The 14,466-nt window shown below is 68.0% G+C and carries 14 protein-coding genes and 1 tRNA gene; 7 read left to right on the top strand and 8 right to left on the bottom strand.

Features of this window, described 5'->3' with window-relative positions; genetic code table 11:
* The first annotated feature begins 60 nt into the window (after positions 1-60).
* Both recG and BMW51_RS03205 read left to right on the top strand, forming a co-directional pair.
* A complete protein-coding gene (gene recG / locus BMW51_RS03210; RefSeq protein ID WP_093003231.1) occupies positions 61-2,115 on the top strand; it encodes an ATP-dependent DNA helicase RecG in 2,055 nt (684 codons plus the stop codon).
* 9 nt (positions 2,116-2,124) lie between these two features.
* Complete coding sequence (locus BMW51_RS03205; protein WP_093003229.1) at positions 2,125-2,562, top strand: DMT family transporter; 438 nt, start codon at positions 2,125-2,127, stop codon at positions 2,560-2,562.
* An 8-nt stretch (positions 2,563-2,570) separates the two neighbouring features.
* Here BMW51_RS03205 and tyrS read toward each other — a convergent pair whose 3' ends face one another.
* Genes tyrS through serS form a run of 4 tightly spaced genes read right to left on the bottom strand, consistent with a single transcriptional unit; the run spans position 2,571 to position 7,083 of the window.
* Positions 2,571-3,797, bottom strand: a complete 1,227-nt coding sequence (gene tyrS, locus BMW51_RS03200; protein WP_093003227.1) for a tyrosine--tRNA ligase — start codon at positions 3,795-3,797, stop codon at positions 2,571-2,573.
* Between the two features lie 37 nt (positions 3,798-3,834).
* Complete coding sequence (locus BMW51_RS03195) at positions 3,835-5,040, bottom strand: M23 family metallopeptidase (protein ID WP_093003225.1); 1,206 nt, start codon at positions 5,038-5,040, stop codon at positions 3,835-3,837.
* A gap of 4 nt (positions 5,041-5,044) precedes the next feature.
* On the bottom strand, positions 5,045-5,812 hold the full coding sequence (surE, locus tag BMW51_RS03190; RefSeq protein WP_093003223.1) for a 5'/3'-nucleotidase SurE: 768 nt from the start codon (positions 5,810-5,812) through the stop codon (positions 5,045-5,047).
* Positions 5,812-7,083, bottom strand: coding sequence for a serine--tRNA ligase (gene serS, locus BMW51_RS03185; protein WP_093003221.1), 1,272 nt, complete (start codon positions 7,081-7,083; stop codon positions 5,812-5,814). Before serS ends, surE begins: the two co-directional genes overlap by 1 nt.
* Positions 7,084-7,196: 113 nt before the next feature.
* Here serS and BMW51_RS03180 point away from each other — a divergent pair, with 113 nt between their 5' ends.
* Entirely contained in the window at positions 7,197-7,706 is a 510-nt protein-coding gene (locus BMW51_RS03180) for a host attachment family protein (RefSeq protein WP_093003219.1), read from the top strand.
* A gap of 83 nt (positions 7,707-7,789) precedes the next feature.
* On the opposite strand, the gene BMW51_RS15990 is transcribed toward BMW51_RS03180, so the two are convergent.
* The gene (locus BMW51_RS15990; protein ID WP_177171493.1) at positions 7,790-8,674 is read right to left on the bottom strand and encodes a hypothetical protein; all 885 of its coding nucleotides are present in this window, start codon (positions 8,672-8,674) and stop codon (positions 7,790-7,792) included.
* Positions 8,675-9,032: 358 nt separating this feature from the next.
* Here BMW51_RS15990 and dksA point away from each other — a divergent pair, with 358 nt between their 5' ends.
* From dksA to BMW51_RS03160, 3 genes are all read left to right on the top strand, one after another.
* Positions 9,033-9,485, top strand: a complete 453-nt coding sequence (gene dksA / locus BMW51_RS03170; protein ID WP_093003215.1) for an RNA polymerase-binding protein DksA — start codon at positions 9,033-9,035, stop codon at positions 9,483-9,485.
* 89 nt (positions 9,486-9,574) lie between these two features.
* Positions 9,575-9,949, top strand: a complete 375-nt coding sequence (locus BMW51_RS03165) for a PilZ domain-containing protein (protein WP_093003213.1) — start codon at positions 9,575-9,577, stop codon at positions 9,947-9,949.
* A gap of 81 nt (positions 9,950-10,030) precedes the next feature.
* Positions 10,031-10,117, top strand: a tRNA-Leu gene (locus BMW51_RS03160).
* 291 nt (positions 10,118-10,408) lie between these two features.
* Here BMW51_RS03160 and BMW51_RS03155 read toward each other — a convergent pair.
* Together BMW51_RS03155 and BMW51_RS03150 are read right to left on the bottom strand one after the other, a co-directional pair.
* Positions 10,409-10,858, bottom strand: coding sequence for a cytidine deaminase (locus BMW51_RS03155; protein WP_093003211.1), 450 nt, complete (start codon positions 10,856-10,858; stop codon positions 10,409-10,411).
* 3 nt (positions 10,859-10,861) lie between these two features.
* Complete coding sequence (locus tag BMW51_RS03150) at positions 10,862-11,344, bottom strand: UPF0262 family protein (protein WP_093003852.1); 483 nt, start codon at positions 11,342-11,344, stop codon at positions 10,862-10,864.
* A gap of 118 nt (positions 11,345-11,462) precedes the next feature.
* On the opposite strand from BMW51_RS03150, the gene BMW51_RS03145 reads away from it, so the two are divergent.
* A complete protein-coding gene (locus BMW51_RS03145) occupies positions 11,463-12,953 on the top strand; it encodes a replicative DNA helicase (RefSeq protein WP_093003209.1) in 1,491 nt (496 codons plus the stop codon).
* 6 nt (positions 12,954-12,959) lie between these two features.
* Here the strand turns inward: BMW51_RS03145 and BMW51_RS03140 are convergent, their stop codons facing one another.
* Positions 12,960-14,429, bottom strand: coding sequence for a DUF4403 family protein (locus BMW51_RS03140; RefSeq protein ID WP_093003207.1), 1,470 nt, complete (start codon positions 14,427-14,429; stop codon positions 12,960-12,962).
* Positions 14,430-14,466 lie beyond the last annotated feature (37 nt).

Raw genomic sequence — 14,466 nt, 5'->3', positions numbered from 1 at the left:
AACCCGACACGCTTTTTCTGGCAAGTCGGGGGGCGGCTGACTAGGTCAGCGCATGTAGTCATGCGTCCCGATATCCTCAATCCGCTGTTCGCCGAGGTCACGTCGCTGAAGGGCGTCGGCCCCTCGCTAGCGCGGCCGCTCGAACGATTGCGGATCGCGCGCGTGATCGACCTGCTGTTCCACCTGCCGACCGGATGGATCGACCGGCTGCCGCGCGACGAGCTGATGCAGGGCGATGTCGGCCGCACGATCGTCATCACGCTAACGGCGCGCGAGTACCGCAGCAGCAGCTCGCCGCGCGCGCCGACGCGGGTGCAGGCGACCGACGCGCACGGCAATTACGTCAGCCTCACCTTCTTCGGCGGCTCATCGGGCTGGGCAAAGAAGCTGTTTCCGATCGGCAAGGCGAAGCGCGTGTCGGGCAAGCTGGAGCAGTACGGCGAGCAGCTCCAGATGGTGCATCCCGAGCAGATCGAGGACGGCGACGGGTTTCGCGAGCGCGAGGCGATCTACCCGCTGTCGGAAGGGATCACCTCCAAGCGGATCGCGGCGCTGGTCGCGCAGGCGCTGGCGCGCGTGCCGGTGCTGCCCGAGTGGATCGAACCGAGCCTCAAGGCGAAGCACGACTGGCCCGACTGGCACGACGCGATCGCGCGCGTCCACGCCAACCCCGCGGACGCGAAGGCGCGCGCGCGGCTCGCCTACGACGAGGTGTTCGCCAACCAGCTCGCGCTCTCGATCGTACGCGCCGACACGCGGCGACGACGCGGACGTGCCCTCGCGGGCGACGGGCGGCTGCGCGACCTGCTGCGGCTGCCGTACTCGCCGACCGGTGCGCAGTCGCGGACAGTACGTGAGATCGAGGGCGATCTCGCGCAATCGGCACCGATGCTGCGGCTGCTGCAAGGCGACGTGGGTGCGGGCAAGACGCTGGTCGCGCTGATGGCGTTGCTGATCGCGGTCGAGGCGGGCGCGCAGGGCGCGATGCTGGCGCCGACCGAGATCCTCGCGCGACAGCATTACGACTCGCTCCGTCGCCTGCTCGCCGGACTGCCGGTCGAGATCGCGGTGCTGACCGGCCGCGACAAGGGGCGAGCGCGTGAGGCGACGCTGATGGGGCTCGCCGACGGATCGATCGACCTGCTCGTCGGCACCCACGCGATCTTCCAGGAAGCCGTCGGGTACAAGGACCTGGGGCTGGTCGTAGTGGACGAGCAGCATCGCTTCGGCGTCGCGCAGCGCCTGCTATTGCAGGACAAGGGCCGCGTGCCGCCGCACGTGCTGGCGATGACCGCGACGCCGATCCCGCGCACGCTGACGCTTGCGCGCTACGGCGAGATGGATCAGAGCCAGTTGGACGAGATGCCGCCCGGCCGCGAGCCGATCGAGACGCGCGTCATGTCGGAGGAGCGCACCGACGAGGTCGTCAACGCGCTAGGCCGGCATTTGTCGGAGGGCAAGCAGGCCTATTGGGTCTGCCCGCTGGTCGAAGAAAGCGAGACGAGCGACCTGCAAGCCGCCGAGGCACGCGCGGAAACATTGGTGTCGCGCTTCGGCGCACGCGTCGGGCTGGTCCACGGCCGCATGAAGCCGGCGGAGAAGGACGCGGTGATGGCGCGCTTCTCTGCCGGCGAACTCGGCGTGCTGGTCGCGACCACGGTGATCGAGGTCGGCGTCGACGTGCCCAACGCGACGCTGATCGTGATCGAGCACGCCGACCGCTTCGGCCTCGCGCAACTTCACCAATTGCGCGGGCGGGTGGGGCGCGGCGGGGGCAAGTCGGTGTGCCTGCTGCTGCGCGGTTCGGCGCTGAGCGAGACGGCGCGCGCGCGGCTCGCGCTGATGCGCGAAACCAACGACGGCTTCCGCATCGCCGAGGAGGATCTGCGGCTTCGCGGTGGCGGCGAACTGCTCGGCACGCGCCAATCGGGGGAGGCGGTGTTCCGGCTCGCGACGCCCGAACTGCTCGGGGAACTTCTGCCGTCCGCGACCGATGACACGCGGCTGCTGATCGACCGCGACGGTGGTCTCGCCGGCGCGCGCGGGCAGGCGGCACGCGTCGCGCTCTACCTGTTCGATCGTGATCAGGGGGTGCAGCTGCTTCGATCGGGTTGAGGAGAAAACATGCAGGCGTTGTTCCCGATCCTGGCCGTGCTGATCGCCGGGATCGGGGTCGCGCTGCAGCCACCGACCAACGCCGCGCTCGCGAAAGCGTCGGGATCGGTGTGGCTCGCGGCGCTGATCTCGTTCGCGGTCGGCACCGCGGCGCTGCTCGTGATCTGGCTGGCTGATCGCACACCCTTGTCGGCCGCACGGGGCGCGCCGTGGTGGGCGTGGCTGGGTGGCTTCTACGGCGCGGCGTTCGTCGCTGCAATCGCCTTCGCGACGCCGCGACTTGGTTTGGCGGTGACGCTCACCGCGGCGGTCGCGAGCCAGCTCGTCACCGCGATGCTGATCGATCGCTTCGGGCTGTTGGGTCTGCCTCAGCAGCCGATCACCCCGGCGCGGCTGATCGGCGTTGTGCTGGTGATCCTGGGCGTGATCGTCGTCCGCCGCGGCTGAGCGCGCGCTCAGCCCGGATTGACGAGCCCGTGGTGCTTCTTGCCCGCCGACACGCGCACCGGCTCGGCGCCGATCGTCACCACCGCGGCCTCGTCGCCGACCTTCTCGCCATCGACGCGCGCGCCGCCACCCTTGATAAGGCGGCGTGCCTCGCCCTTCGAGCCTGCGAAGCCGAGCGCGACCAGCGCGTCGACCAGCGCAATCTCGCCCGACGCGGTGATCGACGGCAGCGCGGCCCCGCTCGCACCCTCCTCGAACGTCCGCCGCGCGGTCTCCGCCGCCTCGTCGGCCGCGGCCCGCCCGCGGCACATCGCGGTGGCCTCGTTGGCGAGCACCTTCTTCGCCTCGTTGATCTCCGCGCCGCCCAGCGCCTCCAGCCGTGCGATCTCGTCGAGCGGCAAATCGGTGAACAGCCGCAGAAAGCGACCGACATCGCGGTCGTCGGTGTTGCGCCAGAACTGCCAGTAATCGAAGTGCGGCAACTGGTCCTCGTGCAGCCACACCGCGCCGTCGACCGACTTGCCCATCTTCGACCCGTCCGCCTTGGTCAGCAGCGGTGTGGTGAGCCCGTACACCTCCGCACCGTCCATCCGCCGCGCCAGGTCGACACCGTTGACGATGTTGCCCCACTGATCCGACCCGCCCATCTGTAGCCGCACCCCGCGGCGACGGTTGAGCTCGGCGAAGTCGTAGCCCTGCAGGATCATGTAGTTGAACTCGAGGAAGCTCAGCGACTGTTCGCGATCGAGCCGGAGCTTGACCGAGTCGAACCCGAGCATCCGGTTGACCGAGAAATGCTGGCCGACCTCGCGCAGGAACGGGATGTACTCGAGTTGATCGAGCCAATCGGCATTGTTGACCATCACCGCGTCGGTCTCACCCTCGCCGAAGGTCAGGAAACGCTCGAAGATGCGCTGGATGCCGGCGATATTGGCGTCGATCACCTCCTGCGACGACAGTTTGCGCGCCTCGTCCTTGAAGCTCGGATCGCCGATCTTGCCGGTGCCGCCGCCCATCAGCACGATCGGCTTGTGCCCGGTCTGCTGCATGCGCCGGAGCATCATGATCTGCACCAGGCTGCCGACGTGGAGCGACGGCGCGGTCGGATCGAAGCCGATATAGCCCGGCACGATCTGCTTCGCCGCCAACGCGTCGAGCGCGGCGGCATCGGTCATCTGGTGGATGTAGCCGCGCGTCGAGAGCGTGCGGAGCAGGTCGGAAGTATAGTCGGTCATGTCGGCGGCGCGCTTAGCATCAACGCGGACGTATTCGCTAGCGTGCCGGCAGCTGCCGGACTGGATCGACCGGCGTGCGCCCCTTGCGCAGCTCGAAATGCAGCTCGGGCCGGTCGGCGAAGCCGGTGTCACCCGACAACGCGATCGCCTGCCCCTTCTTCACCGCCTGTCCGCGCTGCACCAGCAATTTGCTGGCGTGGCCGTAGACCGAGGTCCAGCCGCCGCCGTGCCGGATGATGACCAGCCCGCCCAGCGCGGCGATGCCGTCCCCGACATAGGCGACGGTGCCGTCCGCGGTCGCCTTGATCGGCGTCTGCAAGGGCAGCGCGATCTTGATCCCGTCGTTGCGCTCGCCCGATCCGCCGGGGCCGAAACGGCGGATCAGCTGCCCGGTCGCGGGCCAGGCGAACTGGCCGGGAGCGCCGAGCGGGGCTGCAACCGGGGTCGTCGCGGCGAGCACGCGGCGCGGCGTAGCGACCGCCTTCGCCGGCGCCTGATTGACCGCGACCGCCGGCTCACCCCCGGTCAGGATCGAATCGACGTCGAGCGTGAAGGCGGCGGCACGCTGCGCCGCGGACACGCTGCGCGTCGAGGTGCCGGGGATCAAAACGCGCTGCCCGGTGCGCAGCGTGTACGGCTCGGCCAGCTGGTTGGCGGCGATCACCTGCGACCACGGCACGCCGTAGGCGCGCGCGATCGCGATGCCGGTCTGACCCGCGCGGACGAGGTGGTAGCGTCCGCCGGGGATCGTCAGCCGCTCGCCGACCTGGATCGTGTACGGCTCGGCCAGATTATTCGCGCGCGCGATTGCGTCGGCGGCGACTCCGGCGCGGTCGGCGACGCGGCTCAGCGTGTCGCCGGGTGCGACGGTATAGTCCTGCGTCTCGACCTCGCGCGCGTCGGCCTCGACCGGACGCGCCTCCCATGCGGGCGCAGGGGCGGGAAGTCGCGCGACGCCGGTCTGGCGATCGACCACGGTGCGCGCGGCGACGCTGCGGTCGGCGGCGGGCAGGTCGCGCGGCGGGGCCATGTCGGCGTTTCGGCGCGGGCGCTCGGCGCGGCGGGGCGGCGCTTCCTCGCCGCGATCGTAGGGCCGATCCTGCTCCTCGGGCGCGCGTGACCAGCGACCGGCATCGCGCGGCGGTGGCGGCGTGTCGTAACCCCGCTCGACCCCGTTCGGGATACAGCCCGCCAGCGTGCCGCCGAGCAGCAGGAGCCATCCCGTCGCCGCGACCCGCCTCATCGCCTTATTCCTCGCCGTACACGCGCGCGAGCGCTGCCATCGACGCCTCATGCGTCAGGTCGAGGTGCAGCGGGGTAACGGTGATCCAGCCATCGGCGACGCGCGACAGGTCGGTGTCGGGCGCGGGCGGCGTCTTCATGCTGCCAAGCGACATCCAGCGATAATCGTAGCCGCGCGGGTCGCGCCGCGTCTCGAACCGCACGCGGCCGTAATCGCGCAAACCCTGTCGCACCGTCGTGATCCCGCGCACCGCGTCCGGCTCGACTGCGGGAAAGTTGACGTTGACCACCGTGCGCGGCGCCCAGTCCATCTCCAGCAGCGGACGGATCGTGCGAACGCCCCATTCTTGCGCCACCGCGAACGACACGTCGTCGCCTGGGCCAACCGCACCGTAACGCTGGCTCAATGCAACCGAGCGGATGCCGGCGAGCGCACCTTCCATCGCGGCGGAGACGGTGCCCGAATACATCACGTCCTCGGCCAGGTTGCCGCCCCGGTTGACGCCCGACAGGATTAGGTCGGGCGCACCGTCCATCAACTCGGCGAGCGCGAGCATCACCGCGTCGGTCGGTGTGCCGCTAACGGCGAAGCGCCTGTCCGCGAATTTGCGCACCCGCAGCGGCCGGGTCAGCGTGAGCGATCGGCCCGTCCCCGACTGCTCCTCCGCCGGCGCGACCACCCACACGTCATCCGACAGCTCGGCTGCGATCTTCTCCAGCACCGCAAGGCCGGGCGCGTGATAGCCGTCGTCGTTGGAGAGCAGGATGCGCATCAGCGCGGGCTCAGCCGGTCGACGCCGCCCATGTACGGCTGGAGCACCGCCGGCACCGCGACCGAGCCGTCCGCCTGCTGGTAATTCTCCAGCACCGCGACCAGCGTCCGCCCGACCGCCAGACCCGAACCATTCAGCGTGTGGACGAAGCGCGTGCCCTTCTCGCCCTCGGGGCGGAACCGCGCGTTCATCCGCCGCGCCTGAAAATCACCCGTGGTTGAGCAGGACGAGATCTCGCGCCACGCATCCTGACCCGGCAACCACACCTCCAGGTCGTAGGTGCGGCGCGCACCGAACCCCATGTCGCCGGTGCACAGCAGCAGGCGGCGGTAGGGCAGGTCGAGCGCTTCGAGCACGCCTTCCGCGCAAGCCGTCATCCGCTCATGCTCGGCGTCGCTGTCGTCGGGGCGGCAGACGGTGACCAGCTCGACCTTCTCGAACTGGTGCTGGCGGATGAACCCGCGCGTGTCGCGCCCGGCGGCACCCGCCTCGCTGCGGAAGCACAAGGTATGCGCAGTCATCCGCATCGGCTCGGCCAGATCGCCGAGGATGCGGTCGGCGACCGACGCGGTCAGGCTGACCTCGGATGTCGGGATCAGCCAGCGGCCGTCGGTCGTCTTGAACGAGTCGTCGGCGAACTTGGGCAGTTTGTCGGTGCCGTACATCGCGGCATCACCGACCAGCACCGGCGGGTTGCACTCGACATAGCCGTTACCCTCGACGTGGCGATCGAGCATGAACTGCGCCAGCGCGCGGTGCAGCCGCGCCATGCCGCCGCGCAGAAAGGTGAAGCGCGCCCCCGACAAGCGCGCGCCGGTCTCGAAATCCATGCCCAGCGCCGGGCCGAGATCGGCGTGTTCCTTCGGGACGAAGTCGAACGCACGCGGGGTGCCCCAGCGTTTCAGCTCGACGTTGTCGCTCTCGTCCTTGCCCTTGGGCACATCGTCCGCCGGCAGGTTCGGGATCGTCGCCAGTCTGTCGATCAGCGCGGCGGCGACCGCCTTCTGCTCCGCCTCCAGCACCGGCAGGCGTTCTTTCAACGTCGCGACCTCGGCCATCAGGTCGGTTGGGTCGTCACGCCGCGCCTTGGCGGCGCCGATCGCCTTCGACGCTTCGTTGCGCCGCGCGAGCACCGCCTGCACCTCGGTCGTCAGCGCGCGCGCGCGTTCGTCGATCGACAGCACCTCGGCCGAGAGCGGCGCCAGCCCCCGCTTGGCAAGGGCGGCGTCGAAGGCGGCGGGATCGTCCCGGATCAGGCGGATGTCGTGCATGGTGAACGGGCTATGGCAACCGCCCCCGACCGGTGCAACCCGCCCGCGCGCCGACGGGCGCAACCCGGAAGAGGGAGGCGGCGTTAGGTCGGGGCGAAACAAAGGAGAACGCGATGCAGGTCCCTCACAAATCCGTCGTGCTGGTGGCGGACGGACGCAAGCTCTTGTTCCTGCGCAACGAGGGCGACGCGGAATATCCCAATCTGGTCGTCGAGAGCGCGCAGGAGAAGCCGAACCCCGCGGACCGCGACCAGAAGACCGACGCCGCCGGCGGTGCCTCGTCGACGCAGTCGGGCGCCGGCGCACCGCCCGCCGCGCAGGGTGGATCGGGCAATGCGGGCGGCGGCGGCGCGCAGTTCGCGGCCAATCGCGGCAGCATGGGCGAGACCGACTTCCACCAGCTGGAAGAGGACCGCTTCGCCGCCGAGGCAGCCGAGCTGCTCAAGAAGCGCGCGCTCGCCAACAATTACGATTCGCTGATCGTCGTCGCGCCGCCCAAGACGCTGGGCGAGCTTCGCAAGCACTACCACAAGGAGGTCGAGAACCGCCTGACGGGCGAACTCGACAAGGATCTGACTGGTCACCCGATCGACGAGATCGAGAAGGCGCTGCAGGCAGCCTGACGCTCGGTTGCGAGAAAAAAAGAAACGGGGCCGGTGCATCAGCTGCACCGGCCCCGTTTCTGTTCGGGCGATTGAGCGCGACTTCAGGCCGCGGCGGTGTCGCGCTTGGCCAACCGCTTGCGCGCGACCAGCGCGGCGGCGGCAGCGCCGAACAGCAGCATCATCGGCGGCGCTGGGACGGGGGCAGGGGTGCCGTTGCTCGATCCCGGCGGAGGCGCGCAATGCCCGCCCTTGCATCCGTGATCCCAGCCGTTGTTCGATCCCCAGCCGTGGCTCGATCCCCAGCCCTTCGAACTGGAGCCGTAGGACGACGAAGAGGTCGAGGTGCTCGTCGAGCTGATCTGCCCCTGGCCCTGACCCTGCTGCTGGCCTTGCTGCTGCCCCTGTTCCTGGCCCTGGCTCTGTTCGTTGTTGTTGTGGTTGTTGTTCTGATTCTGGTTGTTGTTGTTGCTCGAATTGTCGTTGTTGTTCTTGCTCGAGTTATCGACGTTGTTCTCGTTCTTGTTCGAATTGTCGATCTCGACCTTGGCGCCGCCGGTCGAGGTCGAGGTGGACGACACCACGATCGCGCCGCTGCTGCCGCTGCTGCCGCCCGATCCGCCGAAAAACCCGCCGGCGAAGAAACCGCCGCCACCACCACCGTAGAAACCGCCGCCACCGATCGGGGCCGCGACCGCGCCGCCGCCACCGACGAAGGCGGGAACCGGTTCGGGCAGTGGCACGGGGACGGGCGCGCCGGTGCTGGCGATCGTCACCGTCGTTGCCGCACAATTGTTGCCGGCCTGGCGCACGATCCGGCGGACGCTGCCCTTGCTCGCGTAGCTGCGGCGCACGACGCGCTTGGTCGCCTTTTTCGCGTACACCGTGCGGTGCTTGGCCGTTTCCGCCACGTGCACCGCACCACCGCCGATCAGTGCGCCACCGCAGGTGCACGCGCAAAGTTTTGCCAACGCCATCCGCACAGACATGCCATCACTCTCTCGTTGGCGACGAAGCGAACCGTCGCGGAAATCCAAAGCAGCGCTATTGCCCTGCCCATGCCTCCAAAGTGCAAAACAAAGGCTTAAGTGCAACGCCGTTAACCACCAATGTCACGGCCACGACGCTTTGTATCGGCCTGCGAGCGGCTGGTTTATGGTTAACGTATCACGCTGGGACTGAATCGATTTGGGTGAGCCGATTTCGTTCAGGACGGCGTCATCGACACGATCGTACGGAAAACGTGCTGTTCGCTTGTCGTTATGTACGAACGCGGTTATAGGCCCCGGCAGGGGGCGCACCAGCGGTGTTGACGATCATTCCTGGCGCGCAGGCGGGAGAGTGTCGATGGCTACGGTGTTGAATCGTATCGAAGAAGCCGCAATCGCGGTTGATGACAATAATGGTTACCGGCCGAGTGCCGACGAACCGTTCATGAACCCGCGCCAGCAGGCGTATTTCCGGCAGAAGCTGTACGATTGGAAGGAAGCGATCCTGCGCGAGAGCCTGGGCACGCTGTCTCAGCTCCAGGTCGATTCGCTGCGCGAACCCGATCTGACCGACCGCGCGTCGAGCGAGACCGACTGGTCGATCGAGCTTCGCACCCGCGACCGGCAGCGCAAGCTGGTGTCGAAGATCGACGCCGCGCTGCGTCGGCTCGAAGAGGGCGAATATGGCTATTGCGAGGTGACGGGCGAACCGATCAGCCTGCAACGGCTCGAAGCACGCCCGATCGCGACGATGACGGTCGAGGCGCAGGAGCGGCATGAGCGCAACGAGAAGGTCTCGCGCGACGATTGAACAGTCGCCTGATCGAACCGACCGCATGGTAAGCGGTTCTTTACTGCCGGGCGGCTAGGCCGGCGATCGGACCGACAGCGGTGGGGTTGATGGAGCATTTGGGAAAAGGCGTTTTCGAACCCGACACCGGCGTGAACGCCGGGGTCGATGCGACGCGCGGCCGCGACAGCCTGTTCTTGATGGCGAAGATGCGCATGGCGGGCAGGCAGCCCGTCGACGTGCGCGTGCGTAACCTGTCTGCGGGCGGGCTGATGGTCGAGCTGCCTTATCCGGTCGCGCCTGAGGGCGATGTCGAGGTCGAGGTGCGCGGGCTAGGCTGGATCGCCGGTCGCATCGCCTGGCAGATCGAGGGTCGCGCCGGCGTCGCATTTGACCGCGAGATCGACCCGCAGCGCGCGCGCAAGACGCCCGGGGATGCACAGCCGACCGTGAAGCGCTTCGGACGGAGCGCGTTCAAGCGGTAACGCTGCCGCGAGGTTGGCCGGCGCTCGGTCACAAAGCGTCTGGACGCGCGCGAAATTGCCTGCCACAGGGGCGACATCCACGCGGGCGTGGTGGAATTGGTAGACGCGCTAGACTCAAAATCTGGTTCTGGAGACAGAGTGTCGGTTCGAGCCCGACCGCCCGTACCACCTTCGGTGGCTTGCTTACATTTTGACGCTTGATCGATCGTCGACTGCCTCGTCGGTGAGGACGACGTTCGCCCGTCGTGTCCGATTTCGCGTGAACTCATAACGCTATTACCGCGCGGCATCTGACCCGCATAAGATCGGCCTGTCTTCGGTTTGCGCGCGCTTCACCTGCCGCTGTCCTACACGCCGTCAGGCTGTCACAGCGATCGCGTTCTTTATCATCGTCGTTCTCGTGCGCGCCCGCGCGCAGGCGCGCGCGCACCTGCGTTGGGCCGTGACCTTTGTGACTTTTCAGCCGATGCCGAGATCGGCCGGCCCGAACGCTGCGGGGAGCAATTCGGACAGGCGGTAGCGCGCGATCTCGTCGCCCTCGGCGCCGCCGCAATAGACGGAGACGTCGCGACTGCCCATCTGCGCGGCCTCGTTGATGACTTGGCGGCAGCGCCCGCACGGGCTGACCGGGGCGCTTCCGGTTGCTTGTCCCTGCGCGTCCATCGCGCCGCCGATCACGCCGACTGCGACGACCTCGCGCAGCCGCCCCGCCGCACTGACGCTCGCGATCGCGACGGTTTCGGCGCACAGCGACAGGCCATAGCTCGCATTCTCGACGTTCGCGCCCGTCACCACGCTGCCGTCGGTCAGCAGCACCGCCGCGCCGACCGCGAAGCGCGAATAGGGCGCGTGCGCGTGGTGCGCGGCCTCGCGCGCGGCGGCGATCAGCCGGGTTGCTTCATCTGACATGGTTCAGGCCTTGATGTGGAGGACGCAGATAAGGGTGAACAGGCGGCGCGCGGTGTCGAAATCGATCTCAATCTTGCCGTCCAGCCGCTCTTTCAGCAGTTCCGCCGCCTCGTTGTGGATCCCGCGCCGCGCCATGTCGACCGTCTCGATCTGCGCCGGCGTCGATTGCCGGATCGCCTGAAAGTAACTGTCGCAGATCGCGAAATAATCGCGGATCGGGCGGCGAAAACGCGCGAGACCCAGGATCAGCGTCTCAATCGGCGAGTCGTCGGCGCGCTTGATCTGGATGACCAATCGGCCTTCCTCGACCGACAGCAGCACCCGGTATGGCCCGGCGTAATCGTCAGGCGTGGCGCGCTGCGGCGCGAAGTGATTTTCCTCGATCAGGTCGAAGATCGCGATCCGCCGTTCCTGCTCGATATCGGCCGATCGCCACAGGATCGTGCCCTCGTCGAGTTGGATGTCGATGATCCGCGGATCGGCCATATTCGCGTCGATAGCCACGAAGCGCCCCCACGACAACGTGTCGGCGGCAGGCGGGTTATCACCACCATTCACCGCTCGCGCGGTTTCGATAATCGCTGCGAGCGGGTATGACGCCGCGATGGCGACATTGGCATTTCCGCAGCCGACTCCGGTCGAACCCGTTCAGCTTCCGCGCAACGTCGAGGCGGAGGCGGCGATGCTCGGCGCGATGATGATCGACAATCGCCTCGCCGACGATCTGGTCGACCGGCTTGAGCCCGCGCACTTCTACGAACCCGTCCACGGTCGCGTCTTCGCCGCGATCAAGACGCTGCGCGCCGCCGACATGCTGGCGACACCGGTCACGCTGCGCCCGATGTTCGACGCCGACGAAGGCATGAAGGAGCTAGGCGGCCCCGCCTATCTCGCCAGCCTGACCGGTTCGGGCGCGGGACTGATCGGCGCGCGACAGTTCGCGCAGCAGATCTACGACCTCGCCATGCTGCGCTCGCTCGTGTCGGTCGGGCGCACGCTCGTCGACCGCGCGATGGACACCTCGGAAGAGGTCAACCCGCGCGCGCAGATCGAACTGGCCGAAGAGGAACTCTTCAAGGTCGCCGCCGACGGTGCGACCGAGAACAGCATCAAGTCGTTCGCGCAGGCGAGCACGATGGCCGTCAAAATGGCGGAAAAGGCGCTCAACTGGGGCGGCAACCTCTCGGGCGTCACGACGGGCCTCGACAGCGTCAACCAGAAGATCGGCGGCCTCCACCATTCCGACTTGATGATCCTCGCCGGGCGGCCCGGCATGGGCAAGACCTCGCTCGCCACCAACATCGCGTTCAACGCGGCGCAGCGCTGGATGCACGACATGCGCGATGGCATTCCGCCGTCGAAGTCCGTCGGCGCCAAGGTCGCGTTTTTCAGCCTCGAAATGTCGGCCGATCAGCTCGCCACGCGTATCCTCGCCGAACAGTCGCGCATCTCGTCGGAGGCGCTGCGCATGGGCAAGATCAGCAAGCAGGAGTTCGAGCAGCTCGCCGCTGCCGCCGCCGAGCTGGAGAATCTGCCGCTATTCATCGACGACACCGGCGGGCTCTCGATCGGCTCGCTTCACACCCGCGTCCGCCGCCTGCAACGCCGCCACAACAACGAGATCGGGCTGGTGGTGATCGACTATCTCCAGCTGCTGTCGGGATCGGGCAAGTCGTCCGACGGCAACCGCGTGCAGGAGATCTCCGAGATCAGCCGCGGGCTGAAGACGCTGGCAAAGGACATGAACGTTCCCGTGCTGGCGCTCTCGCAGCTCAGCCGCGCGGTCGAGCAGCGCGAGGACAAGCGCCCGCAATTGTCCGACCTGCGCGAATCAGGCTCGATCGAGCAGGACGCCGACATGGTCTGGTTCGTGTTTCGCGAAGACTATTACGTCGCCGCCAAGGAGCCGAAGCGCCCGGTCGAGGGCGACAATGCCAAGATGTTCGAGGATCACGCCGCCTGGGCGGCCGACATGGAGCGTGTCTATGGCCTCGCCGAGCTGATCGTCGCCAAGCAGCGCCACGGTGCGACGGGCAAGGTGATCCTAAAATTCGACCCGACAATCACGCGCTTTTCGGATTACGCCGGCTACTGAGCGGGATCAGCGCGGGCGATAGGCGATGTTGGCCTGCCCGGTGACCGCGACCGGCATGAACAGACCGGCGCCGGTCGCGGAAATGCGGCCGTTGCGCACGCCGGTCACGCGGGTGCGCAGCACGAAGTCGCCTTCGCGCCGCTCACCGATCGCGCGCTCGACCTTGCCGATCAGCTCGCGGTAATCGGGTGCGAAATCGTGCGCGAGCCCGTCCGCGATCCCTGCGCGCACTGCCGGATCGGCGAACAGAGCGGCGAGCAGGTCGACCAGCTGCGAGTTGGTCTTGGTCGCGAACTCAAGGTTGCGGAACTGCACCCGCTGCGATCCCGGCTGGTTGAACGGCTGCGCGGCGAGCCAGACCTCGCCCTCGGCGTCGGCGATCGGGCTCGACCGCGCCTTTACCTTCGCGTGGACGCCGACTGCGATGCGGTGGTTCGATGTGGCGTAGACGGTCACGCGACCGAATGCCGCATCGACGGCACCGATGCCTTTCAGCTTGATGCCGCGCCCGGCAAGCTTTCGGAGCGTACGCTGAACGACGGGTTCGAGCTCGGCATAGTCGGCGAGCACAGGGATGAAGAAGCTGAGGCGCGGCGCGCCGACCTGCGTCGATGGCGGCGGCAGCGCGGTGGCGATCGGATCGGCCGGTCGATGCCCGACGAACGTCTGCGTCAGCGCGTCCGCGCGCAGCGTCAGGCGGAGCACGCGCCCGTCGACACGGTAACCGCCATAGCCAAGCCGGCGCGGCGCGACGCGCATCCACACCGGCGGATTGCGCCGGCTGAGCTGGAGCGTGGTGAACGACTGCTGCCAGGCCTGTTCCAGCTGTTGCCGCAGGTGCAGCCGGGACAGCTCCTGCGGCAGATCACGCTCCAGCTTGGCCAGCACCGGCCGCAGCTTCTCGTCGGCCTTGTCGGTGAAGGTAATGCGCTGGCCGAGCAGGTCGACGCCGGGCGGCTGCGTCCAGTCGTATGACAGCTGCATTTTCGCGGTCGGCTGCCAGTCGCCGTGGATCGCGATGCGCCCGGTCGCGCGTACGATCGCGCTGCCGGTCGCGGTCTCGCTCGCCACGCCGCCAACGTCCTTTGCCGAGATGCGCGCGTGGATCGGCAGCGTCACGATCAGCCGGTCGCCGCTCCCTCCGATCTGCATGGGTCCGCGCGTCACCGTGCCGGTGATGCGGCAGCCGAGAGCGGGCGTGACCTTTACCTTGGCGATGCCGAGATCGACCCGCTTGGCCTTGATGCAGGTGTTCAGGTGACGATCGACCGTCCACAATTCGCGCGGGGTGCGCTGATCGAGCCCGCGCTCCAGTTCATCCAGGCTCGCCCCGACCGGCACGACCACGGTGGACGGCTGCTCAGGCATGGTGATGCCGCCCGTCACCTTGGGTGGTGCGGCGTTGCCGACCTGCCGGCTGCATGCGGCGACCGCGAGGGTGGTGACCAGAGCCAGGCAGGTGAGCGATCGTTGCACCTGCGCTCAACAATGATCGGTCCGGTTCGATCCAGTA

Source organism: Sphingomonas palmae (genome assembly GCF_900109565.1).
GTDB classification, from domain to species: domain Bacteria; phylum Pseudomonadota; class Alphaproteobacteria; order Sphingomonadales; family Sphingomonadaceae; genus Sphingomonas; species Sphingomonas palmae.
Note: the sequence above shows the minus strand (reverse complement) of the source record. Positions and strands in the feature narration are given on the sequence as shown.